General features: G+C 32.4%; 25 protein-coding genes. 5 read left to right on the forward strand and 20 right to left on the reverse strand.

Annotated features, from left to right (window positions below):
- The first annotated feature begins 111 nt into the window (after positions 1-111).
- Positions 112-1,425: a TlpA family protein disulfide reductase gene (locus tag ACP15M_RS05715; RefSeq protein WP_425076224.1), complete on the forward strand. Its 1,314-nt coding sequence runs from the start codon at positions 112-114 to the stop codon at positions 1,423-1,425.
- Between the two features lie 187 nt (positions 1,426-1,612).
- Entirely contained in the window at positions 1,613-1,918 is a 306-nt protein-coding gene (locus tag ACP15M_RS05720) for a GIY-YIG nuclease family protein (RefSeq protein WP_425076225.1), read from the forward strand.
- A gap of 138 nt (positions 1,919-2,056) precedes the next feature.
- On the opposite strand, the gene lysM is transcribed toward ACP15M_RS05720, so the two are convergent.
- On the reverse strand, positions 2,057-2,554 hold the full coding sequence (gene lysM, locus ACP15M_RS05725; protein WP_425076226.1) for a peptidoglycan-binding protein LysM: 498 nt from the start codon (positions 2,552-2,554) through the stop codon (positions 2,057-2,059).
- Between the two features lie 165 nt (positions 2,555-2,719).
- Positions 2,720-3,670, reverse strand: a complete 951-nt coding sequence (locus ACP15M_RS05730; RefSeq protein WP_425076227.1) for a nicotinic acid mononucleotide adenyltransferase — start codon at positions 3,668-3,670, stop codon at positions 2,720-2,722.
- A 110-nt stretch (positions 3,671-3,780) separates the two neighbouring features.
- Between ACP15M_RS05730 and ACP15M_RS05735 the strand changes: the two genes are divergently transcribed.
- On the forward strand, positions 3,781-4,782 hold the full coding sequence (locus tag ACP15M_RS05735) for an NAD(P)H-dependent glycerol-3-phosphate dehydrogenase (protein ID WP_425076228.1): 1,002 nt from the start codon (positions 3,781-3,783) through the stop codon (positions 4,780-4,782).
- A gap of 77 nt (positions 4,783-4,859) precedes the next feature.
- On the opposite strand, the gene ACP15M_RS05740 is transcribed toward ACP15M_RS05735, so the two are convergent.
- From ACP15M_RS05740 to ACP15M_RS05755, 4 genes are all read right to left on the reverse strand, one after another.
- Entirely contained in the window at positions 4,860-5,255 is a 396-nt protein-coding gene (locus ACP15M_RS05740) for a hypothetical protein (RefSeq protein WP_425076229.1), read from the reverse strand.
- 203 nt (positions 5,256-5,458) lie between these two features.
- On the reverse strand, positions 5,459-6,478 hold the full coding sequence (pheS, locus tag ACP15M_RS05745) for a phenylalanine--tRNA ligase subunit alpha (protein WP_425076230.1): 1,020 nt from the start codon (positions 6,476-6,478) through the stop codon (positions 5,459-5,461).
- Positions 6,479-6,573: 95 nt separating this feature from the next.
- On the reverse strand, positions 6,574-6,984 hold the full coding sequence (locus ACP15M_RS05750; protein ID WP_425076231.1) for a lipocalin family protein: 411 nt from the start codon (positions 6,982-6,984) through the stop codon (positions 6,574-6,576).
- Between the two features lie 51 nt (positions 6,985-7,035).
- Positions 7,036-7,392: a hypothetical protein gene (locus ACP15M_RS05755; protein WP_425076232.1), complete on the reverse strand. Its 357-nt coding sequence runs from the start codon at positions 7,390-7,392 to the stop codon at positions 7,036-7,038.
- A 109-nt stretch (positions 7,393-7,501) separates the two neighbouring features.
- Here ACP15M_RS05755 and ACP15M_RS05760 point away from each other — a divergent pair, with 109 nt between their 5' ends.
- Complete coding sequence (locus tag ACP15M_RS05760; protein ID WP_425076233.1) at positions 7,502-8,017, forward strand: CvpA family protein; 516 nt, start codon at positions 7,502-7,504, stop codon at positions 8,015-8,017.
- Between the two features lie 53 nt (positions 8,018-8,070).
- On the opposite strand, the gene ACP15M_RS05765 is transcribed toward ACP15M_RS05760, so the two are convergent.
- From ACP15M_RS05765 to ACP15M_RS05830, 14 genes are all read right to left on the reverse strand, one after another.
- Positions 8,071-8,700, reverse strand: a complete 630-nt coding sequence (locus ACP15M_RS05765; protein ID WP_425076234.1) for a carbonic anhydrase family protein — start codon at positions 8,698-8,700, stop codon at positions 8,071-8,073.
- The gene (locus ACP15M_RS05770; protein WP_425076235.1) at positions 8,697-10,574 is read right to left on the reverse strand and encodes a SulP family inorganic anion transporter; all 1,878 of its coding nucleotides are present in this window, start codon (positions 10,572-10,574) and stop codon (positions 8,697-8,699) included. Before ACP15M_RS05770 ends, ACP15M_RS05765 begins: the two co-directional genes overlap by 4 nt.
- Positions 10,575-10,680: 106 nt before the next feature.
- Complete coding sequence (locus ACP15M_RS05775) at positions 10,681-11,466, reverse strand: universal stress protein (protein WP_425076236.1); 786 nt, start codon at positions 11,464-11,466, stop codon at positions 10,681-10,683.
- Positions 11,467-11,471: 5 nt separating this feature from the next.
- Positions 11,472-13,052, reverse strand: a complete 1,581-nt coding sequence (locus ACP15M_RS05780) for a SulP family inorganic anion transporter (RefSeq protein ID WP_425076237.1) — start codon at positions 13,050-13,052, stop codon at positions 11,472-11,474.
- An 84-nt stretch (positions 13,053-13,136) separates the two neighbouring features.
- Complete coding sequence (locus ACP15M_RS05785) at positions 13,137-13,424, reverse strand: hypothetical protein (RefSeq protein ID WP_425076238.1); 288 nt, start codon at positions 13,422-13,424, stop codon at positions 13,137-13,139.
- Positions 13,425-13,480: 56 nt separating this feature from the next.
- The gene (locus tag ACP15M_RS05790; protein WP_425076239.1) at positions 13,481-14,239 is read right to left on the reverse strand and encodes an SH3 domain-containing protein; all 759 of its coding nucleotides are present in this window, start codon (positions 14,237-14,239) and stop codon (positions 13,481-13,483) included.
- 39 nt (positions 14,240-14,278) lie between these two features.
- Positions 14,279-16,057, reverse strand: a complete 1,779-nt coding sequence (locus tag ACP15M_RS05795; RefSeq protein WP_425076240.1) for a BatD family protein — start codon at positions 16,055-16,057, stop codon at positions 14,279-14,281.
- A gap of 65 nt (positions 16,058-16,122) precedes the next feature.
- Positions 16,123-17,010: a tetratricopeptide repeat protein gene (locus ACP15M_RS05800; protein WP_425076241.1), complete on the reverse strand. Its 888-nt coding sequence runs from the start codon at positions 17,008-17,010 to the stop codon at positions 16,123-16,125.
- A gap of 82 nt (positions 17,011-17,092) precedes the next feature.
- Positions 17,093-18,130, reverse strand: coding sequence for a vWA domain-containing protein (locus ACP15M_RS05805; RefSeq protein WP_425076242.1), 1,038 nt, complete (start codon positions 18,128-18,130; stop codon positions 17,093-17,095).
- 11 nt (positions 18,131-18,141) lie between these two features.
- Positions 18,142-19,146, reverse strand: coding sequence for a vWA domain-containing protein (locus tag ACP15M_RS05810; protein WP_425076243.1), 1,005 nt, complete (start codon positions 19,144-19,146; stop codon positions 18,142-18,144).
- Positions 19,146-20,780, reverse strand: a complete 1,635-nt coding sequence (locus ACP15M_RS05815; protein WP_425076244.1) for a hypothetical protein — start codon at positions 20,778-20,780, stop codon at positions 19,146-19,148. Before ACP15M_RS05815 ends, ACP15M_RS05810 begins: the two co-directional genes overlap by 1 nt.
- 68 nt (positions 20,781-20,848) lie before the next feature.
- Positions 20,849-21,712 (reverse strand): DUF58 domain-containing protein, encoded by an 864-nt coding sequence (locus tag ACP15M_RS05820; RefSeq protein ID WP_425076245.1) that lies wholly within the window; start codon positions 21,710-21,712, stop codon positions 20,849-20,851.
- Between the two features lie 94 nt (positions 21,713-21,806).
- Positions 21,807-22,808: an AAA family ATPase gene (locus tag ACP15M_RS05825; RefSeq protein ID WP_425076246.1), complete on the reverse strand. Its 1,002-nt coding sequence runs from the start codon at positions 22,806-22,808 to the stop codon at positions 21,807-21,809.
- A gap of 151 nt (positions 22,809-22,959) precedes the next feature.
- Positions 22,960-23,529, reverse strand: coding sequence for a DUF4382 domain-containing protein (locus ACP15M_RS05830; RefSeq protein WP_425076247.1), 570 nt, complete (start codon positions 23,527-23,529; stop codon positions 22,960-22,962).
- Between the two features lie 104 nt (positions 23,530-23,633).
- On the opposite strand from ACP15M_RS05830, the gene ACP15M_RS05835 reads away from it, so the two are divergent.
- Positions 23,634-24,497, forward strand: a complete 864-nt coding sequence (locus ACP15M_RS05835) for an aldo/keto reductase (protein WP_425076248.1) — start codon at positions 23,634-23,636, stop codon at positions 24,495-24,497.
- Positions 24,498-24,500: the final 3 nt, after the last annotated feature.

Below are 24,500 nucleotides of genomic sequence, written 5' to 3' on the forward strand. Positions count from 1 at the left end.
AAAACATGTCATTCAGAAGGGAACGAAGTGCAATGAAGATTTTTTTAGATTTCTAGTTCACACTCTGACCAACTCAATGATTATGTAAAATGACCCATTAAAAATAAAATTATGAAATACTTAGTGCTCTTATTAACTCTATTGTCAATACATGTGCAAGCACAACATACTGTTAGTGGTACATTCTCTCCTGCCAAAGATTATACCTATGCTTTTTTATATCGCGCAACACCAACAGGTTCAAATTATATAGATAGAGCACAAATTGACGAAGAAGGCAATTTTAAAATACAGTTAGATTCTTCAGCAACAGCTGGAATTTATAAAATTGTATATGCACTTCCTCCTGAAGACAATAATTTTGATCTCATCTATAATGGTAAGGAAAGTACAACACTAAGGTTTAGCGTAGAAAAAGGCTTAGAATTTACTCATGGTATTGAAAATAAATTATGGTCGTCATACACCAATAGCATGGAAATGGTTAACATGACCATTAGCAATTATTACACTCAAAAAAGCACTGATAAAAAAGCCTTTCATGATATTTTTAAAACTTTAAAAGACACACAAATCGCTTTTGAAGCGTCTTCAAAAGGAACAATGGCTTCTACTTTTATTAAAGCTAATACGCCATATATTCCTTCAGAATATGAAGACTTAAGTACTTATTCTTCCAATTTAAAACGCACCTTTTTATCTCATGTCGATTTTAATAATGACTTACTTCAAAGCTCCGATTTTTTAGTTGATCGTGTCTTGGCTTTTATCTTCGGAATGACTCCTAATACAACCAATGAGAATTATAAAAAAGATATAGACCTTGTCGCCAAAAGTTTATCAAACGTTGTTAATCCTGAAGTCAAAATAATGCTCTTTGAAATGGTTTGGAGCAAATTTAAGAATATGGATAATCCTGAAGTAGCCAACTATATTTCTGAAAGTTATTTAATGGATTTAGCAACCAAAGGCAACTATTTAACTTTGGTTGAAGGACTTAGAGCTTATGAAAATAATCAAGTAGGTAAAAGAGCTCAAAATTTTGATTTAGCCATTACAAAAAATGGAAAAGCTACAACAACAACGCTTCATGATCTAGACATCGCTGAACAGTACTTAATTATTTTTTGGAGTAGTACTTGTAGCCATTGTCTTGATGAATTACCAAAAGTAAAAACCTTACTAGCAAACAAACCAAATATTAAAGTCATTGCAATTGGATTAGAAGACAATGCTGAAACATGGCAAACAGCTATTACAGATTATCCTAATTTTATTCATGTACTAGGTTTAGGAAAATGGGATAACCCAATTTCTAATGCCTATGATGTTGGATCCACACCAACGTATGTATTGTTAGACCAAAAGAAAACCATTACTGCTAAACCTTATGATTTTGAAGCTTTAGATAAAGTGTTGGAATAAACTTAAAGTATTATTGTCATTCCGACCGAAGTGGAGGAATCTTATACTCAATGCAATATCTAAACCTGAGATTTCTCGGCAAGCTCGAAATGACATTGATTTGTCATCTCGTCCGAAGTGGAGAGATCTTTTTAAACATAACACAATGTCTTTATGACTGAAATGGAGGAATCTCTATCTTTATGTTATGAAAACTAAAGGCACTCATAATTACTATGTATACATCCTTACTAATAAAAACAAAACGGTCTTATATATTGGTGTTACAAACAATTTAAAAGAACGACTTTATTATCACAACAATCCTGAAGCACATTCAAAATCATTTTCTCATAAATATAAATGCAAGTGCTTAATTTACTTTGAACACTTTTTTGAAGTTGATGATGCTATAAAAAGGGAAAAACAACTAAAACGCTGGAATAGAGAAAAAAAAGAATTTTTAATACACACTAAAAATCCTAATTGGGAATTTTTGAATGATACTATATGATAGATTTCTCGGCAAGCTCGAAATGACATAAATTCAAAACATAAATACTTTGTCATCGAATTACATAACCTTTACAGAAATGACACGTAAAAAAAGCGCAACATTATGTTGCGCTTTTTTTTTATACTTATAGTTATACTAATCCATATGAGGAATACGTAATACTTGTCCAGGATAAATTTTATCAGGATCTGTAAGCATTGGTTTATTCGCTTCAAAAATCACAGGATATTTCATTGCATTACCATAGTAGTTTTTAGCAATTTTTCCTAAAGTATCTCCACTTACAACAGTATGAAATTGGGCTTCTGGTTCTACATGTTCAACCGTCATTTGATCATCAACCGTTGCAATTCCAGCAGTGTTTCCAACCACTAAAACAACTTTTTCTTTAGTTGCTTGGTCGTAAGCCATTCCTGATATTCTAGCCATATCATCATCTACAAATACATGTAACCCTTCAACCTGTAATTGTAAATCGTTAATTGTTTCTTCTAAATTTCTTGCGGCTGCTTCCTCTGCTTTTAATTCTGCTGCATTTGCAGCTGCTTTTGCTTCAGCAGCTTCCTCTTCAGTTGTTTTTCCTATTCCGAATACTTTAGCACCTGCGTTTTTAATAAATGAAAATAATCCCATAATGTGATATAATTTTAATGTTAATAGTTAATTTTAAAGTTAAAGATATCTTTTTTGATTTCCATACATTAGACACATAAAGTTTCAAAAAGTCACCACAAAAGAAAACGCCCAACTCAAGTTAATGAGGTGGACGTTTCTGGAAACTAAATAACCAACCAAAATTTAGCTCCTTGTATTTACCCTTGGGTTATCTTTTTTAGGTGTTTTTTGTTTACGTTTTTTAAGTGTTTCACTGCCTTCCATTTTTCTTCCTTGAGCATCAGTCTCTCGCATAAATTGTATGTATCCTCTACCTGTGAACTCGTATATTGTTTCAGATGTTGGATGATACAATTCTATCCTTTGATCATTAATAACGCTCAATTCAAAGAATTCATTGTCGAAAAAGTCATAATCTAATGTTAATGTTTTTAAATACATATTATTGCTGATGTTTCCTACGCCATAAATTCCTGTGTAATCCCAATAAATATTAGCAGGTATTGCAATGTTCTGATCTTGTGAACTTCTAAATTCTGAATCGTTTCCGCCAGCTAAAAACTGAAGGTAATTTTCGTTATCAAACTCATTTAGCATTCCCATTTGACTTGTATACGTTTTTTCCCAAGCCTCATACTCTTGTAAAAAATAGTGAATGTTGTCATAAAACACAAAGTCGTAATCAAAATTGCTTCTTTGGTAACCGTTTAAAAAATATGATGTATCGTTATAAGGATTATACAATTCAATTGTATTGTTATCAATTTGATACACATCAAAGGTTTCATAGCCATCAATGTCGTGGTAGACGTCTAAAATCGTATTGTAAGCATCGTAAGTTCCTACATCTATTCCAAAACCATTCCCTTGACTCCCAAATCCAACTAAATTGTTATTTGCATAAACGATACCATTCCTAAAAGAAAGTGTAAATGCAATTTGTAAGAAAGGTGTTTCTCCAGGACCTAAAGTTTGATTGATATCTACATACCAAAGTTCGTAAGAACCCAATAACTGATTCAAAGAAATGCTTGGTTGATTATCATAATCGTTAACAATCACTTCTTCAGTATAACAAGACGTTAGGAGAACTGCTGATAAAGCAAAGCCTAAAAATAGTTTTATTGTCTTCATAATCGTTCGTTTTTTGGGTTACTGCAATATCTAATCCAAAACACGTGCCAAAGTTAAAAGTCTGTAGATTTTATGTATTTTTGAATAACTAAAAATTGATAATCCGTTTTATGAATTCACCTCTTAAATATGCTGTTTTTGGAGCAGGTAGTTGGGCAACAGCTATTGTGAAAATGTTATGTGAAAATTTAGATGAAGTCGGTTGGTATATGCGAAGTGCGTATACTAAAGAACATCTATTAAAAGAACAGCATAATCCTAGTTATTTAAGTTCGGTAGAATTTAAGACTGAACAATTAAAAATTAGCAATGATATTAATGAGATAGCTCATTGGGCTGATGTGCTTATTTTTGTAATTCCTTCAGCCTTTATGCATTCTGAATTAGAAAAGCTCTCAGCAGATATTTCTAATAAAATTATTGTGTCTGCTGTTAAAGGGATTATTCCAGAATCAGGATTATTAGTAGGTGAACATTTTCATGATATTTACCATATTCCTTTTAAAAATATTGCCGTTATTGCTGGTCCTTGTCATGCTGAAGAAGTCGCACTTGAGCGTCTATCGTATTTAACCATTTCTTGTGCAGATGCCGAAAAAGCACAAACCATTGCTGATGCTTTATCTAGTAACTATATCAAAACAAAAATTAGCGATGATATCATTGGTGTTGAATATGCTGTGATGCTGAAAAACATTTATGCTATTGCTGCAGGAATTGCTCATGGTTTGGGCTATGGCGATAATTTTCAAAGTGTGTTGATGAGTAATGCCATTAGAGAAATGAAACGTTTTATAAAGAAGATGCATAAAATGAAACGTAACATTAACAACTCTGCTTATTTAGGCGATTTATTGGTAACCGGTTATTCTACATTTTCAAGAAACCGCATGTTTGGTAATATGATAGGCAAAGGCTACACTGTAAAATCGGCTCAAATGGAAATGAGTATGGTAGCTGAAGGCTATTATGCTACAAAAAGTGCCCATGAACTCAATATTAAAAATGTAAAAAAGACACGACTGCCAATTATAGAAGCTGTTTATGCTATTCTTTATGAGCATAAAGACCCAAAAAAGGTATTTAAGAAATTAACAGATAAGTTGGATTGATTGGTGGTGGTCATCCTAAACTAGATTCAGGATCTCATATCAAGAATTCCTAATTAACTGCGAAATAAAAAACTTGGTTACTTCACCAACACACCTTTTAATTGCATTAATGGTATTGACTGTAAGGCTTTGGTATTGATGGTGTTTTTTCTAAACAAATAGGTTTTATCTAGCATTTGATTGCCTTCAAAAAATGTGACTTTAAACTCATTGTTTAGCTTTAAAACCTCATTTTGCATAAACTCTATTTTAGCATAACTTCTAGCTGGTAATAGTGTTATGGTATGACGCATAACTGGTGTCACTTTTTCTTCGGAATAGCCTTTTGAGACAATTAAAACTGTTTCTAAATCGACGTCTTTATTGTTAATGATATAAGCGTTCCAATCCTCAGTTTTGTATTCTGGATGTTGCTCTTGAACGACAGCTACAAAAACGTCTGAAACTTTAGGTATTTGGATGTCTTTTTTCATGATGGTTTGTTACTAATTGATGCTCCTTCAATATCTAATAGGAGAAAAAGTGATGCTTCACTACACTTCGTTTCGTTATGAATGACAGAACATGTTATTGTGAGCGATCATTGAGCCTGTTGAAGTGTAAACGAGAAATCTATAATGGTTCAACAAAACATATCATAGATTCCTCCACTTCGGTCGGAATGACAGATTATATTTTATAATGCGCTTTTGAATTGCTCAAGAAAACGCACATCATTTTCACTGAGCAAACGAATATCACTAATTTGATGTAATAACAAAGCAATACGATCGATTCCCATTCCGAAGGCAAAACCTGAATATTCTTTAGAGTCGATACCACAGTTTTCTAATACATTAGGATCTACCATTCCACAACCCATAATTTCTAACCAACCTGTTCCTTTGGTCATTTTATAATCGGTTTCGGTCTCTAAACCCCAATATACATCGACTTCAGCACTTGGTTCGGTAAATGGAAAATACGATGGTCGTAATCTAATTTTAGATTTTCCAAACATTTCGGTTGTAAAGTATTGTAAGGTTTGTTTTAAATCGGCAAAACTCACATCTTTATCAATATACAAACCTTCTACCTGATGAAAAAAGCAATGTGAACGTGCCGAAATGGCTTCGTTACGAAACACACGACCAGGAGAAATGGTACGAATTGGAGGTTTGTTATTTTCCATATAACGTACTTGCACAGAACTTGTGTGTGTTCTAAGCAATACATCTGGATTGGTTTGAATAAAAAACGTATCCTGCATATCACGAGCTGGATGATATTCTGGTAAGTTTAATGCTGTAAAATTGTGCCAATCGTCTTCAATTTCTGGTCCTTCACTTACGTTAAATCCGATACGTGAAAAGATATCAATGATTTGGTTTTTTACAATAGAAATAGGATGACGTGCTCCAATCTCTATTGGTTCACCAGGACGCGATAAATCGCCATAAATTCCAGCAGTTTCTTCGTTACTTTCAAGCTCTTCTTTAAGTGCATTGACTTTCTCTTCAGCGGTTTTTTTAAGCTGATTAATGGTTTGACCAAATTCTTTCTTTTGCTCGTTAGCCACATTTTTAAACTCAGCAAAGTATTCTTTCAAAATCCCTTTTGATCCTAAATACTTAATACGAAATGCTTCAACCTCTTCTTTAGATTGTGCTTTAAACGCTTCGGCTTCTGCTATGAGCTCTTTTATCTTGTCTATCATGATACTGTGAAAATGAACCGCAAATTTAAGGATTAAAACAAAAAACTCCTTAATTAAAAGGAGTTTTTACATCATTATATAAGACTTATAGATTTTTAGAGTCTCACAAAAACATCTCTGTAAGTGATTCCTCCATCTACTTCTGTAATAGACATTGTGTTGTTAGTAAAAGTGACTTGTTGCACATAAGTATATCCTTCAGATGTAGAAGAGTAAGTACCACTACTTAGATTTTCCCAGGTTCCTGTTACAGTTGCATCTACTTCACAACCCGAACCAAAATCATCATGTAAAGTGGTATTAAATGTACCATTAGCAGAAATCACTATTGTGTCTTGACTTTCACAATCATCTAATGGAACTTCTACACCATCTTCAAAAGAAGTTGAGTATCTCCAACTCCCAATAAATGGATCTTGAGATTCGCTACCACCACCATCATCATCACTACTACAAGACATTACAGTTAAGGCTAAAACACTAAAAAGAAAAATAATTTTTTTCATATAAATTAAGTTAATTGATTAATAAAAACGCAATATAATTCTTTACAGTAATTAATCAATAAACTTTGTTTCTAAAAAATAATTGACAATAGCATCTTTCATTAAAACACTTTGTTCTCCAGCTTTTAAAGAAGGTAATTGCTCTTTAATCTTGTAATGTGGCCAACCATCGTCGTCAACAAAATCGAATTCGTAAAAACCGTAAGGTGTAAGCAATTTACAAATGGCAATGTGCATTAAATCGATCTTGTGATCTTTTTTAAACTTGCGATCAAATTGTCCTAACTCTTGTACTCCAATTAAATAAATAATAGCATCTAGGTCTAAAGTATCTCCATCTGCAAATTGATTGGATAGTTTTTTAACTATCAAATCCCATCTATCTTTTAACTGTTGATCTCTAGCCATTTTTCTTTTGAAAATCTTATAACGTTACAATTGACAAATGTAATAAACTATATGTTTTTGAAATACGTTATTGATTTAAATTATGTACGTTTGTTAAAACTGAAACACTATGACTGTAATTGATATTATTCTTGGTGCACTTTTACTTTTCGGACTTATACGAGGTTTTATGAAAGGGCTTTTTGTTGAAGTGGCTTCTTTAGTAGCTCTAATTGCTGGTGTTTATGGTGCAATTCACTTTAGTAATTTTGCTGCAGAATTTTTAAATAGCAAATTAGATTGGGATGAAAAATATATCAATATCGTAGCGTTTGCTATTACGTTTGTGATTATTGTTTTAACAATTGCATTAGCAGGAAAAGCACTGACTAAGCTTGCTAATTTTGCTGCTTTAGGAATTTTAAACAAATTACTTGGTGGTGTTTTTGGCGCTTTAAAAATTGGATTGATCTTAAGTATATTGCTTATTGTTTTTGATAATATGAATGATACGATTCCGTTTGCAGATGAGGACGATCTCGAAAACTCTATTTTATATGAACCTGTTAAGGGATTGGCTCCTATGCTATTTCCAAGTATATTAAACAAAGGAAAAGAAGACTCTAATGGTGATTCTCAAGCATAAAAAAACTGCCTATAAATTATAGACAGCTCTTTGTTATTGGTATATTATCTAATTTAAATCATCTCAACTTTTCCTGTATGAAGGCTGTACACACCTCCAACAATTTGAATCTCACCATTAGCTTCCATTTCGGCTAGAATTGGACTTTTTTCACGAATTCTATCCATTGTAAGTGCAACATTATACTTTACAGTTCTAGCGACAAATTCTTTATTCTCTGAAGTTGTTAAACCGTCCTCTTCTTCGGTTGCTTTTCTAACTGCAGGTACAATATTATCTAGCATAGCAGTAATATTACCAAGCTCTACACCATCACAAGCAGCTTTTACTGCTCCGCAACTTTCGTGACCTAGCACTAAAATAAGTTTACTGCCAGCAACTTTACAAGAGTATTCTAGACTTCCTAAAATATCTACATTTTCAAAATTACCTGCTACTCTTGCAACGAATATATCACCAATAGCCTGGTCTAAAACGGTTTCAACTGGCACACGAGAATCGATACAAGACAACACTACTGCCTTTGGATATTGACCTCCTGTAGTTTGATTTACTAATGCCGAATTATCTGTGGCTTGAGAATTTCCGTTAATAAAACGGTTATTTCCTTCTAATAAATCTTGTAAAACTGCATTAGGAGATAATGCGCTTTGAACGTCTTTTGTTATCGCTATATTTTTCATTTGTTAATAGTTTTAAAATTATCTTTTACATTTAATTTAATCCAAGACAGACAATCTTTAAATGATTTGAAGATGTGTTCTTCGGGAACGAAATCTGGAATAATATCAATACGTTCCATCATATATCTTGGTTGTTTAAGAAGATCTACGAAAAGAACTTCTACATTTTTAGCCTTTAATTCTAATAGCATATCTTCCATAGCATAAAGGCCAGATTGATCCATATATTGCATACGTCCTAATCTTAAAATAACTATGGATGCTGTTTCAGGTATTTGTAAGGTAAGCGCTTGAAAATCTGAAGTTGAACCAAAAAACAAAGGGCCTTTTAAATGCTTGATAAAAACTTCTTCTTTTAACTTTTCTGGAAAATTGGCTTCGTCTTTCCATGCTTCTTCTTTTAGAGGTTTCACGTCTGAACGCTCTGCAGTAAGGTCTCCAATTTTTTTCATAAACATTAAGGAGGCAATTACTAAACCTATTCCAACAGCATAGACTAAATCCCATAACGACGACAATACCAAAACAATAAGCATTATCAATACTTCGGAGCTTAATTTTACAGGTCCAAATTTGATGTCTTTTGGCATTGAAGGTATTGCACGAAGTCCTTTATAATCCATCACACCAATACCAACTGTAATTAAAATTCCCGCTAAAACAGCTGCAGGTATTTGAGAAGCAAGAGGAGCCATTGCTAATAAAATTATAAACAATAACACGCCAGCAATCATTCCAGATAATTTAGTTTTACCACCAGAGTTAATATTTACAACTGTTCTAATTGTCGCTCCAGCTCCAGGAATGCCTCCAAATAAAGCAGCAATACTATTCCCAATACCTTGACCTACCAATTCTTTATTAGGTTTGTGTTTGGTTTTGGTCATATTATCTGCTACAACACTTGTTAAAAGTGAATCAATCGCTCCTAAAAGCGATAATGTAAGTGCAGTAAAAATATAAGGTGTAATACTACCTAGGCTAAAATTTGTAAAAATATTAGTATTTAACTTAGGTAATCCTTGAGGGATTTCTGGAATAGGTCTATAGTCTAATTTAGCCAGTATTGCTATTGCAGACATGACAATTAAAGCTACAAGCGTACTAGGAATTTTAGTCGTAATACGTTTAAATCCGTAAATAATAAAAATAGTTCCTAACGCTAGTACCAATTCAAGCCAATTAATGTTTTTAAGAGCTCTTGGTAACACCTTGATAGCACCTAAAACTCCTGAAGCATTTTTAGCAGCAAGTGTTTGTGACTCTTTTAAAATATCATCTTGAGTAATTTTTTCTGCTCTAGAAATTGTTTCTTTAAAATCTTCAAGTACTAAAATATCTTCGGCAGCTTCTTCCTTTAAAATATTTTCAAGAATAACCTCTTCGGCTTCAGGCTTATATTGTTCTACAAAGCTTTCATCTTCTTTAGGATAATATCCAATAGCAGGCAAAATTTGAGTCACTAAAATAATAACTCCAATAGCTGTCATAAACCCAGAGACTACAGGATAAGGAATATAACGTATATATTTTCCTAATCCCAAACCTCCTAAACCAATTTGCATTAATCCTGCTAGTAAGAACACGGTTAAAATTGCTGGAAGTGCTTTTTCAACACTACCATCATTAGCTGCAATTATACCAGCAATAACAACCATACTTACAGCAGTCATAGGTGCTGTTGGGCCAGAAATTTGTGTATTAGTTCCTCCAAATAAAGCAGCAAAAAAACTTATAAATATTGCGCCATATAAGCCTGCACTTGGTCCAAGGCCAGATGACACACCAAAGGCTAAAGCTAATGGCAATGCAACAATACCTGCAGTAATACCTCCAAAAGCGTCACCTTTAATATTTGTAAATAAGTTCTTCATAATTTGATGTATTAGGATAAACCTAAATTTAAGGCTTTTTGATTATTATAAAAAGGTTATAAACAACATTCTTTTTTAAACTCAAATACTTTTATCAATTTTATATCTATGAAATCAGTAGTGATACATTGACATTATTCAACACACTCTTAATGTTTAAAGTTGCGTCTTTTTTATTAGTATTCATTTTATGCACACATAATAAATTTACATCACTTTTAGACAAATAATTTGACAAGCTCTTCATTGAATTGTCTCCATAATCAAATACTAATTCTACCGTTTCTTTGCTTGAAAAAGACTGATTTGAATTAGAATCCTCTTGTTCGGTTGTTTTAAACAATTTTATAGGTTTTTGAGTATACTCAATCAAATTATTAGTAAGCTCCTTCTTTAATGGCTTGTCACTTCCATTCAAAATACCTAGTGATAACTGTTTATTAGGTTCTAGACTGTTTTCTTCTGAAGCGATTATAATCTCACCATCAAAATTTTTGATTACATATTCTGTGATATTATCTCCAATAAAATTAAGCGAATTAGATTTTCTCTTTCCTATAACAATAGCATCTGGTTGTTGTTCTTGAATATGATTTTTAATTTCATTCTTTACATTTCCAAAGGCATGATTATACTCTATGTCGATATTGTAATCTTTTGAGAAAGGATTGAGCACATTTTGGATATCATTATTAGCTTTAATAAATGACCTATTAATGGATCGTTTAGCTGATAATTGACTTTCCTGTTCAACAATATCTGTTGCTTTTCTCACATAAAACAATTGTAAATTCGCATCAGTCATTTTGGCCAGACTTATACCACATTTTATAGCATTAGTCGTTGCGCTTTTTAAATCTGAAAGCACTAAGATTTTATATTTTGCTTTCATAATCTTTAGCTTGCTTTTGGCCTTAATTTGAAAAATTCAATAAAGCTATCCGGATTTTCAACAATTCCACGCTCTGATACTAGCTGAATATCGATATCTCTTTCTTTTGCTTTAAAAGCAAAATCTTCTAATATCTCAATAATATCATTATCTAAGTATCTTGTTTTTCTCACGTCTAACTCTAGATACGTTTCTCTTGGTAAACTATCTAATTCTTTTAAAATGGCACCTTTGTTAAAAAACGTAACTTCTTCGGCTAATGTCATTTTAATTTTATGCTTACCATTACTTTTATCTTCAATGTGTAAGAAGTGAGAATTTTGGAAGCTTTTTATTAGAATTACAACAATTCCAACACCTAATCCCATACCTATACCAACTAGAAGATCTGTAAAAATAATTCCTATTACAGTTACAAAAAATGGAATGGATTGTTTCCAGCCTAAATCGTACATCTTTTTAAACAATGATGGTTTAGCTAATTTAAATCCGACAATAAATAAAATAGCTGCTAGTACAGATAACGGAATCATGTTTAATAATCTTGGAATTAAAATCACTGAAATCAATAATAAAAATCCATGAATTATAGCAGAAGCTTTGCTTCGTCCTCCAGATTGTATATTCGCAGAACTACGAACTATTACTTGTGTAATTGGTAAACCACCAATCATACCAGAAACAATATTTCCTGTACCTTGAGCTAATAGCTCTCTATTAGTAGGTGTTACATTTTTATGAGGATCAAGTTTATCTGTTGCCTCAACACAAAGCAAGGTTTCTAAACTTGCTACTAAGGCTATTGTAAATGCAACTATCCAAACTTGAGGATCTGTAATTACCGAAAAATTTGGCAAACTAAACTGACCAAAAAATGAGCTCGCGTCTTCTGGTATTGGAACAGTAACTAAATGAGATTGATCAATACCTAAGGTTTCGTGAGATTTTGTAATCACGAAGAATATAATTCCGACAACTACTGCCACTAAAGGGCCTTGCACTAACTGAAAGATTTTTCCTTTTTTAGATAATACTTTATCCCACAACAATAAAATTGCTAATCCTATAACTCCAATTAATGCCGAACCTGGTGAAATATGGTTAAACGTATTAATGATTTCTGAAAATGTATTTTCTCCATCAACTTGAAAAAAAGCAAAGTCGCCTTCAGGATCAGGATCGTAACCAAAGAAATGAGGAATTTGCTTTAAAATAATAATGATTCCAATACCTGTTAACATTCCTTTTATTACTGAAGATGGAAAGTAATACCCAATAATTCCAGCTTTAAGGAGTCCGAATATTAATTGAATTATTCCACCTAAAACCACAGCAACTAAAAAGTTTTGGTAACCTCCTAAAGTTCCAATCGCTGTTAATACAATTGCAGCTAATCCAGCTGCTGGTCCACTTACACCAATTTTAGAACCACTTAGTCCTCCAACTACGATTCCTCCAATAATTCCTGCAATAAGACCCGAAAAAAGTGGTGCTCCACTAGCTAATGCAATACCTAAACATAAAGGTAATGCTACAAAAAACACGACTATACTAGCTGGTAAGTCGCTCTTAATAGTTTTAAACATATATAATAAGCTTGTCTTTTAATCTTTTCGATTAAAAGTGATTTAATAAAAATTTAAGGCTAAATCAATAGCCAAATAACCGACTTATAATATGTTTTGTTCGGGAGGAGGAGAGATAAGGTTAAGGTGAGGTTTAGAATACGTCTTAAAAAAATAACCTAAATTATCTGTTGTTTTTGAAGCAGATAAGTATTCTAAATCACTAAGCTCATTCATATGAGCTATTTTTAGTGTTTCTTTTTCTTCTTCTTCAGTAATACTATAAAAAATTGAAACATCAAAAGAATCATCCATAGCTAAAATTACTGATGGTGCAGTAACGAAAGCCACAAATAAAATCGAAAAGAAGATTGCTATGATGTTTCTATTCATAAAACAAATTGAAGTGCAAATATAAGTTAACCTAATTTTAGAAGTGTTAAGGAATATTAAAAATCTTTTAAAATTTTAATATCGTCATTCATTATCCAACCTGTTTTACCATCAGATAACTTAATTTTTTTCCAATTGCTTACGGTATCTAAAACCTGAACCTTTGTACCTTCATGAAGCACAAACGCTTCAGAACTTCTTAAGTTTGGCTCACTCTTAATTTTTGATTCTTGAGCAAAAACAATGGCTGGCTGATCATTTTTTACCAACTCAAATTTATGAAATGCAAATCCCAAGGCAACGAAACTTAGTAATAAAGACAAGCTTCCTGTAACAAAGGAAAATCGCTTTTTTGAAGTTGAATAGGTAAAGTAATAAGTCACCAATAAAATCACGAAAAGAACAACAAAACCAACAGCAAGCTTTGCCCAAGCATCAAAACTCATCATATTTGTTATATTCTTAACAAATTTTGAAATTCCAACTTCTGGAACTGTATCGATAGCATCAACAGTCATGTTTCGCGCAAAAGCGATGTTGTTTTTTATGTCTTTGTCATTGGGCTTTAGCAATAAGGCCTTTTCGTAATAATAAATGCTTGGTGCAATATGGTTTAGTTTATAATGTGCATTTGCAATATTAAAATACAACTCAGCTGAATGTTCTCCAGACTCTAAAATGGATTTGTATTTTTCAAGTGCTTCAGTATAATTAGCATCATTATACAATGTATTAGCTTCATCAAACAATTGCTTGTTTTGAGCCAATACATAAGTGCTTAAAAAAAATGTTAGTATGTAAATTACTTTTTTCATTTCAAATTTTTTTGCTACACTTTAAATGATAGTCGTCTATTATCTTAACTCTTTATCAATAATGGTTATTGTTGAAGCTGCTTTTTCATAATCTTGCTTCATTTCTACATTAGTAATTGGTGTGTATCTTGCCAATTCACAATGTTCAAGAATGCTTACAAACTCTTGTATAGCATCAGCATTAACACTTCGTTCACCAAGTAAAGTTTGTATTTTTTCTTTACTAAATTCACTGGTTTCAATATGTAGCTTTGCCTTTAAATAATTATGTAAGGCTTTTTCTAAAGCAATATAAAAGGCTTCTTTTTGACCTAAAGATTTTTTTGCTTCACTCAAATAGCGCTTTGCTAATCTATCTGCTTTTCTGATTTTATTTCCGAAGACATCTGCATTGCGTGCTTCTTTTTTCTTTCGATATACCAATGCTAAAGGAATGGCTAAAAAAGGCACTAATAATGATGTCCAAAACGCAGTACTTTTAAAGAAATGGCTTGAGTCAATTGGTTCTAAATTGGCATCTGTTTTTACAAAAGCAAATTGATCTCCACTCAACACCACACTTTGTTTTCCGTTATTAGTAGACGCTATATTGTTATCAGAATTTGTAGTATTTAATGGTCCTTCAAGTACATTAATTACGATTTCTCCAGAGGAGACTGTTTTGTAAGTTTCAGCTTTAGGATCGAAATATGAAAATGAAATGCTAGGTATAGGATATTTGCCCTTGTATTGAGGAACAATAGTATAACTATCTGAAATGGCTCCTGTCATACCAGAAAGATTGGTTTTTATATTTTCATTGTGCTCTGGTTCATAAACCTCTAGCGAATTAGGCAACTTTAGTTTTGGCAGTTCAAAAAGTTTTAAGTTTCCTTTACCTGTTACCTCAACTCTGGCTTGTAAAGATTCGGAAGCATTTAATTCAGATTTAGAGGTAATCACATTAAATTTAAAATCGCCAACTGCTCCAGAAAAGCCTTCAGGTTTTCCTTCTTGAGGTAATGATTTTACATTTATGGTTCTGCTTCCTGCAGACACACGTTTATTGACTTGAGTCATTAATCGACCTCCAAAAATATCACGACGATTGGTTGGCACTTCAACAGTAACATCTAAGCTTAAAGGCTCTATTTCTAGTTTGCCTGTTTTTTGAGGATATAAAACTGTTTTTCGTAAGATGACATATCTGTAATTTTCATCACCTTTATAACTGCCATTTTGAATTTTTAACCCTTTAATATCTATGTTTTGACTCCAAAAATCATTGTATCTAGGATTATCTATTTCTCGCCAATTACTTACACCTGTGCTTTGAGAAACATACAGTTTATAAACTACTGTTATAGCTTCATTTAAATACGGATTTGCGTTAGAAACTTCAGCCACTAAGTGAATGTTTTCTGAAGCCACATTTTCGGCATTATCAGGATCGTTTGGTCGTTTAACAGCTGCAGTAACATTTACAGCGATCACTTGTGTTTTATAAACTTCACCATCAATTTCTATGGTCGCTTGTGTAATTTTAAGTTGTCCTCTTTTTTTAGGAGCAAGGAAATAGCTGTAGGTTTTTTTATAAGAACGTTTGCCGTTTAACCAAGACTGACTCACAGAGGTGTTTGGTCCACCAACAACTGTAAATCCGTTGAAATTTGGAGGCGTAAAATTATCGCCATCTTTATTCATTTCAAAATCAATACGTAAACGTTCGTTGATACCTAGTTTTTTCTTACTGACTTTAGCTTCAAACGTAATTTGTGCTGAAGCGATACTTGTCATAAGTACAAGAACTAAAATTGATATGTGTTTTATAAACTTCATTTCTTTTTATTAGATGTTTAGACCATGCTCAGCATAACATCATATTGATAAAAACACGAATAGATTTACCAGTCTTTTTCGGTTTTTATTTTTACACCTTTTTGTTTTTCTGCATTGATTTTATCTTGAACTTTTTGTTCTTGATTATTCATTGCTTCTAATAAGTTTTTTATTTGTTGCGGAGATAATTGTCCTTGCTTGGGTTGTGGTTTCCCTTGTTGGTCTTTGTTATCTCCTTCTTTTTGATCTTTTTTATTGTTCTCGTCTTTTGGCTTACCTTGATCATCTTTTTGATCGTCACCTTCCTTTTTATCTTCGTTGTTTTCGTCTTTTTTATCGTTCTCGTCTTCCTTCTCTTCGTTTTCGCCTTTATCTTTTTCTTCGTCGTCTCCTTCTTTCTCTTCTTCTTGCTCTTGTTTATCGTTTTCGTCTTGATTATCCTGCTGTTGCTCTGCACACTCTTTAGCAATGGCAAAATTATAACGTGTTTCGTCATCTGAAGGATCATTTCTCAATGCATTTTTAAAAGCTTCAACCGCTTCTTTACACATTTTATTTTGCATTAAGATATTACCAATATTGTGGTAAGCTTTATGTTTTTCGGCTTTAGACGATGCATTTTCAGCAGCTTGTGTATGACGATACAAGGCTTCATCAAATTGTCCTTTTTGATAATAAGAGTTTCCTAAGTTGTAGGTTCCAGCAATTGTAGTTGGTTGTTCTGAAATGGCTTTTCTATATTCCATTTCGGCCGAAACAAAATCGTCACCTTCTATAAGTGTATTGCCTTCATAAACATAATTATTTGCCTTTTGAAGCTGTAATGCTTTCTCCTTGTCTTTATCTTGAGCAAAAGACAGGGCAGACATTAAAACCAAACAAAACACTAAAAGTTGTTTCGTTTTATGCGCTAATATAGCTCCTAGATGATATGTTAATGTATTGACTTTCATGGTATGCAAACAGCAATATAAAAAACTGTAAGACGTGTTATAGTTAAAGATTTTATAAAATATTTTAATACTATTTTAAAGGTTAAAAATTCTCGTTAAAAAGGTTTAAACGTTTTAGCCATCCTGTTTTTCGTTCTAAAAAGAACACATCTATAAATAAGAAAAAGATAGCAAAGGCAAGAAACCATTGAAATTGATCTTTAAAATCGGCAAACTCTTTGGCTTCAAATTCTGTTTTATCCATCTTATTTAAGATATCTCTAATAGCATCGACAACTTCAATCGTATTGCTTCCGTTGATGTATGAACCATTGGCTTCCTCTGCAATATCTTTAAGTGTATCTTCATTTAAGCGAGTAATAACCGTTTCGCCATTATTATCTTTCTTATAATTTAAAATAATTCCATTCCTCTTAATTGGAATTGGTCCTCCTTTGACATCACCAACACCAATTGTAAAAATTCGAATTCCTTCATTATTAGCTTCTTCAGCTACAACTGAAGCTGCATCTGTGTGGTCTTCACCATCAGAAATAATGATTAGCACTCTATTAGTTTGCTCTTCATCATCAAAATAGGTTTTCGCAAGTTCGATAGCTTCACTAATAGCTGTACCTTGTGAAGACAACATATCTGTATTCATGTTTTTAAGAAACATTTTTGCAGATGCATAATCTGTAGTAATTGGTAACTGTGGAAAGGCTTTTCCAGCGTAAGCTATAATTCCCACACGATCACTAGCCAAGTTATTGATGATTTGAGTGACCAATTGTTTTGACTTTTCTAATCGGTTTGGTGCAATGTCTTCTGCCAGCATACTTTTAGACACATCTACTGCAAACACAATATCAACACCTTCACGTTTAACTGTTTCTAGCTTAGTTCCAATTTTTGGGTTTACTAAAGCTATTGATAAACATGCAAATGCTAAACACAATGTGATTAACTTTAAAACAGATTTAAATAACGACTGATTTGGACTTAATCGTTTTAAAAGTGCTTTATTAGCAAAACGTTTTTGTGCTCTATGTTTCCAGATTTGAAGTAGCGCGAACAATACGATAATTACTGGAATTACCATTAACACCCAAAACCATATTTTTTCTTCTAATTGATACATTTTTTTAGTCTCTAAACAAAACTTCTAAATAGTGTATATCGTAACAATAATTCTAGCAATATGAGTAATCCAGCCAAAATCACTAATGGTCTGTATTTTTCTTCATAATTATAGAATTTAAATTCTTCTACTTCTGTTTTTTCTAATTTATTAATCTCAGCATATATTTCTTTGAGCTTTTTATTGTTGGTTGCTCTAAAATATTTTCCTCCTGTAACCTCAGCGATTTCTTTTAAAAGTTCTTCGTCGATTTCTACTTGTACTCTTCCGTATTGAAACGATCCGTTTGGTTTAATTGCAATTGGAGACAATGCCATTCCGTTAGTTCCAAGACCAATGGTATAGGTTTTAATTCCGTATTCGACTGCGAGCTCACTTGCGATTTTAGGATCGATAAATCCTGAATTGTTTACACCATCTGTTAAAAGAATAATCACTTTGCTTTTGGCTTTGCTATCTTTTAATCGGTTTACAGAGGTTGCCAATCCCATTCCAATAGCTGTTCCGCCTTCAATAATAGTATTGTATTTAATATCTCTAAGCGAGCGCAATACAATAGCTTTATCACTTGTAATTGGTGTTTTTGTGTAACTCTCTCCAGCATACTCTACAAGACCGATTCTGTCATTAGGTCTACCTTGAATAAATTCAGCAGCAACTTTTTTTAAGGCTTCTAATCGGTTTGGTAATAAATCTTTAGCGAGCATACTTGCAGACACATCGATTGCCATTACAATATCGATACCTCTAGTGGTTTTTGTTTTTGAAGACACATCAACCGTTCTTGGTCTCGCCAATGCTGTGATTAAAAACGCTAAAGCCAAAAGTCGTAGCATAAATAATAGTGGCTTTAAATTAGGCAACCATGAATTTCCTATTTTAAATCCTTTAACGCTCGACATTTTAAGTTCGGGTGTTTCCTTTTTATGAGTAAATATAAACCATACAATTGCTAATGGTAGTAATAAAAACAACCAAAACATTTCCTTATTTAAAAACTCAATACCTTCTAACATTACTCTTCTTCTGCTTTTTTAAGTTCTATCGAGTTCAAAACGCGATCAATCATTTGATTTGCATAATCATCATCTGCTTGCCATTGCAAAATAATTTGTTGTCTTACATTTTCGGCTTTAAACAAAATAATACTATACTTCGCTGGTTTAATATCGCCTTCAATTTCAAGGCTCATTGTACCAAATGTTTTTAAGCCTTCTGCTGCATTTGGTGTAATAAATTGCTCTCTCTTAACTATAATATCTTTAGCGCCTTTAGACTCTAATTGTTCTATAAATTTTTCTGAAGCAGCTAGTAGCTCATTTGCTTTTGCCTCATCGGAAGCCAATTGCTTTTTCTCTTCTTCAGAGTAGTTAAATTTAGTTGTACTAACTTGAATATCGATACCAGAGTTAAGTGAAATATATCGAAATGTCGTGTTCGTTATTTTATCTTTGTATTCTTCAGGTAATTCAACTATTTCTCGTTTTAAAACCTTTGGTGTGCTTATTGTTACTGGTGGAACACCATATTCACTTCTCACCCAATCGCCTTCTAGTAATTCTTTGCTTTCATGACCAATAAGCGTGTCTTTAACGTAAGCAAATCCGTATTTAAGTCCGAAACCAACAAAAGTAGCTATCATTAGAAATACAGAAATCGCGACTGTCAAAATGATTTTTTTGCGTTTCTTTTTGCGTTCTTGTTCTTCTTTGTATTGTTGATTAAGCAACTTTTCTTCTTCAGTAGGTTCAGGTAAGGCTTCTTTAACGTGATCGATTTCAATATCGATAGTATTTCGGTCTAACTTAGCCAATTCAATATCTGGAGCAGATTTAGCAAATTTCACTAAATCAGCACGTTTTAATATGGTTTCAAGATTTACAATATCTGTTTTACTAAGCTCAATTTGATTGGCATCGTTTAAAAGGTTTAATCTTAAGATTAATTCATCAGTTGTACTTTCTAATGCTTTGTCATAGACTTTTTCATCGAGATATTTTCTGATAATAAAAGTTAACTCTGAATAGTAATCTTTAAGTTCAGCATTTTCAAGGTAAGTGCTTTCGTCTAATTGTTTTAAAGCTAATTTAGCTCTGTCATAAGGCGGAAGCAATGCAATTTTAGCTTCCTCAGTTAAAGGTTTTTTTCGCCAAATAAACCAATACAATACAAAGGCTACTAAGGCTATGGCGAGTAAAACACATAATATTGTTAGCCATGGCGACTTTGTATGTTTTTTAACTTCAATAAAGGGTTTAATATCGTAAAGTCCTTGCTTTGTTGTGTCTACCTTAATATTATTGACTTCAACACGCAGTGAATCTGTATAAAATGCTTTTGTACCAATTGTGATTTTTTGTCTCGGAATGGTATATGCACCAGAATCGAATTGTGTTAATCCGTATTGTTTAATTAATCTATATTTTGAATCTTTTTTGGTCGTATCAACTTTATACGACTCTATCATTTCTAAAGGCGAAAAGGTTTGCCCTTCTGGAAACACAACCAAATCTGTAGTATCAGCTTCAACTTCAATTTTAAATGTAATTTGCTGACCAATTTTGATTTTAGTAGAATCAATAGAAGATGTGACTTGTGCGTTTAAGGTCATAGAAATAAGGCATAAGGCACAAGCAAAAAAGAGCGACATCTTATTCGCTTTAAAATTCATCAGATATATTAATCTTTGACTTATCACTTATTACTTATTACTTAAATTTATCTTCTTTTAAAATAACCTAATAGCTTCTTTACATAACTTTCATCAGCACGACAATCTATAGTTCCTGCTCCAGATTTTGTAAATGTATCTTTATAATAATTGACTTTATCATGGTAATACGAACTGTAATTTCGTCTCACTTTTTTTGAACTCGTATTTACCAAAACTAATTCTCCGCTTTCTTCATCTTGCATTTGAACCATTCCTAAATTTGGAATGCTCTCTTCGTGCTTATCATAAATTCGTATTCCTGTGATGTCGTGCTTTCCTGCTGCAATTTTTAGGGTTTGTTTATAATCGTCTGCTATAAAATCACTCAACACAAACACAATAGCTTTTTTCTTCATCACATTAGATAAAAACTTTAAAGCTTCAGAAATATTAGTGTGTTTACTTTTGGGTTTAAACTCAATAAGTTCACGAATAATTCGCAACACATGCGAACGTCCTTTTTTTGGTGGAATGAAAAGCTCTATCTCATCTGAAAATAAAATCAATCCTATTTTATCATTGTTTTGTGTTGCTGAAAATGCTAACGTAGCAGCAATTTCGGTTGTAATTTCATTTTTGAATTGATCGACAGTTCCAAATAATTTTGAACCTGAAATATCAACCATAAGCATCATGGTGAGTTCACGTTCTTCTTCAAAAACTTTTACATAAGGTTCGTTGTAACGTGCAGTTACGTTCCAATCGATATTTCGTACATCATCTCCAAATTGATACTGTCTTACTTCAGAAAAAGTCATGCCACGACCTTTGAAGGTTGAGTGGTATTCGCCTCCAAAAATATGATCAGACAATCGTCTTGTCTTAATCTCAATTTTTCGAACTTTCTTTAGTAATTCCTTAGTATCCATTTATATTCGCTTTCGCTCATTAGTATTACGTAGTTAGTACAAAGCAGTTAGTATCACAATTACTTTATACTTTTTACTGATGCTTTAGCATCTACTATGGTACTTCGATTTCGTTAACAATTTTATTGATGATGTCTTCTGAAGTGACATTTTCAGCTTCAGCTTCATAAGTAATTCCAATTCTATGACGAAGCACATCATGAACAACTGCTCTTACATCTTCAGGAATTACATAACCACGACGCTTGATAAATGCATAACACTTTGCTGCTGTCGCTAAGTTGATGCTTCCACGAGGAGACGCTCCAAAAGAAATTAATGGTTTTAAATCGGCTAGTCTATATTTTTCAGGATAACGTGTAGCAAAAATGATATCGAGAATATATTTTTCAATTTTTTCGTCCATATAGACTTCTCGCACTGCTTTTTGAGCATTTAAAATTTGAGAAATAGACACTACTGGATTGACTTTATCCCATGATTGTTTAAGATTGGCTCTCATAATGAGTTGCTCTTCATCCTGCTTTGGATAATCAATTACTGTTTTAAGCATAAAACGATCGACTTGAGCTTCAGGTAAAGGATATGTTCCTTCTTGCTCTACTGGGTTTTGAGTTGCCATTACCAAAAATGGCTTGTCTAAAATAAACGTTTCATCACCAATAGTCACTTGCTTTTCTTGCATGGCTTCTAACAAAGCTGATTGCACTTTTGCAGGCGCTCTGTTAATTTCATCTGCTAAAACAAAATTGGCAAAAATAGGTCCTTTTTTAATTGAGAAATCATTCTCCTTTATATTATAAATAAGCGTTCCCACAACATCAGCAGGAAGCAAATCTGGAGTAAATTGTATTCTACTAAAACTCCCATCAACAGCTTGTGATAAAGTATTAATAGCTAAGGTTTTTGCTAAACCAGGAACACCTTCTAATAAAATATGCCCTTGTCCTAACAGTCCAATAAGTAATCGTTCTACCATGTGCTTCTGACCAACAATAACTTTGTTCATCTCCATGATTAGTAAATCAACAAAAGCACTTTCTTTTTCAATTTTCTCATTGATCGACTTAATGTCGATTGTACCTGTTTCTTCCATTATTTATATATTTTAATTAAAATAATTGTCTCTAAATTATTTAGTATCGCAAATTGTTAAAATTTTTCTTCGGATGCTGTTAAGAATTGGTTAAAAAATAAAGAGCAGTACTAATCGCACTGCTCTTGAAATATGTAAGGTTTTTAAACTGTTAAAACAGATTATATAGTCGCATTAAAGTGTTCGTTTTTGGATCAAGATTTGCTTGATTTTCAGAAGTAAAATGAATAGACTCATCAATATCTAATTCAATGGTAAATTCATAGAGTTTGTTTTCAACTAATTGTTTTTCAACCACATTTACTGAAGCATTACCATATTCAGAAACCAAATCAATATTATACTCAACATTATTCTTAACAACAGTATTGCGATCTCCTAATACCAGTTTAATATTATAAATGAAATCTGCTGGTACTTGTTCAAAATCAACTAAAGTAATCGCATGATTGTCGTTAAAGTTTGTTAAATCGTGAACACCTTTATTTATTGTATTTAAACTTAACCAAGCATTTGGATTAGTTTCGTCTTCTAAAACTTTAAGTTGAACTTCTAAAATTTCTAAGTTAAATCGATTTAATTGGGTTTGTGTGCCAACTAGGTTAACATTAACTAAACTGTTTTCTATATAATCAGACTCTTCTTCTTTGCTGCAACTTGTAAGTAATACTAAAGCAAATATACTGACTAATAAGGTTTTTGTGTTGAAAGAAAATAGCATGATTTGGATTGATTAATAATTACAAAACAATAATACCTTATTACCTAGGATTTGAGTATTTTTATACATGAATTGCAAAAAAACCCATATAAACTGAAAAAAAAGTGACATATTCTCGATTAATTGCAGGTACCATGACTTGGGGAAGTTGGGGAAAACAACTTGCAACAAAAGACATGATTTCGCTCATGCATCATTGTCTTAAAAACTCTATTACAACATTTGATCATGCCGATATTTATGGTGGTTATACAACTGAAGCAGACTTTGGAAAAGCATTTTCTAAAAGTGGTATCAACCGAGACGATATTCAATTGATTTCAAAATGTGGCATTCAATATTTAAGTGATAATAGAGCCAATACTGTAAAGCATTACGATTATAGTAAAGACTACATAATTTGGTCTGCTGAAACTTCTTTAAAACATTTACAAACCGATTATTTAGACCTATTTCTCCTGCATCGTCCTAGTCCGTTAATGCATCCTGATGAGGTTTCTGAAGCCATTACTATATTAAAACAACAAGGAAAGATTAAAGACTTTGGTGTTTCAAATTTTACACCTTCTCAAGTTGAATTAATTTCGAGTACAACTGATATTGCTGTAAATCAAATAGAATTTTCACTCACACAACATACTGCAATGCATAATGGTTTATTAGATTATATGTTATTAAAAAACATAACATCTATGGCTTGGTCGCCTTTGGGTTCGGTTTTTAAAGAAGATAATGAGCAAACGAGACGAATTCATAAGCAACTTGGAACATTATTAGATAAATACAATGCAACCGAAGATCAATTATTACTTGCATGGATTTTAAAGCATCCTGCGAACATTCATCCAGTCATAGGAACAACAAATCTGAAAAGAATTACAGATGCAAAAAATGCTGAACAAATTGATTTAACACTTGAAGATTGGTTTAAAATATTAGTAGCAGCACAAGGACATAAAGTGCCATAAAAA

Source organism: Psychroserpens sp. S379A, from assembly GCF_049800755.1.
Classification (GTDB): domain Bacteria; phylum Bacteroidota; class Bacteroidia; order Flavobacteriales; family Flavobacteriaceae; genus Psychroserpens.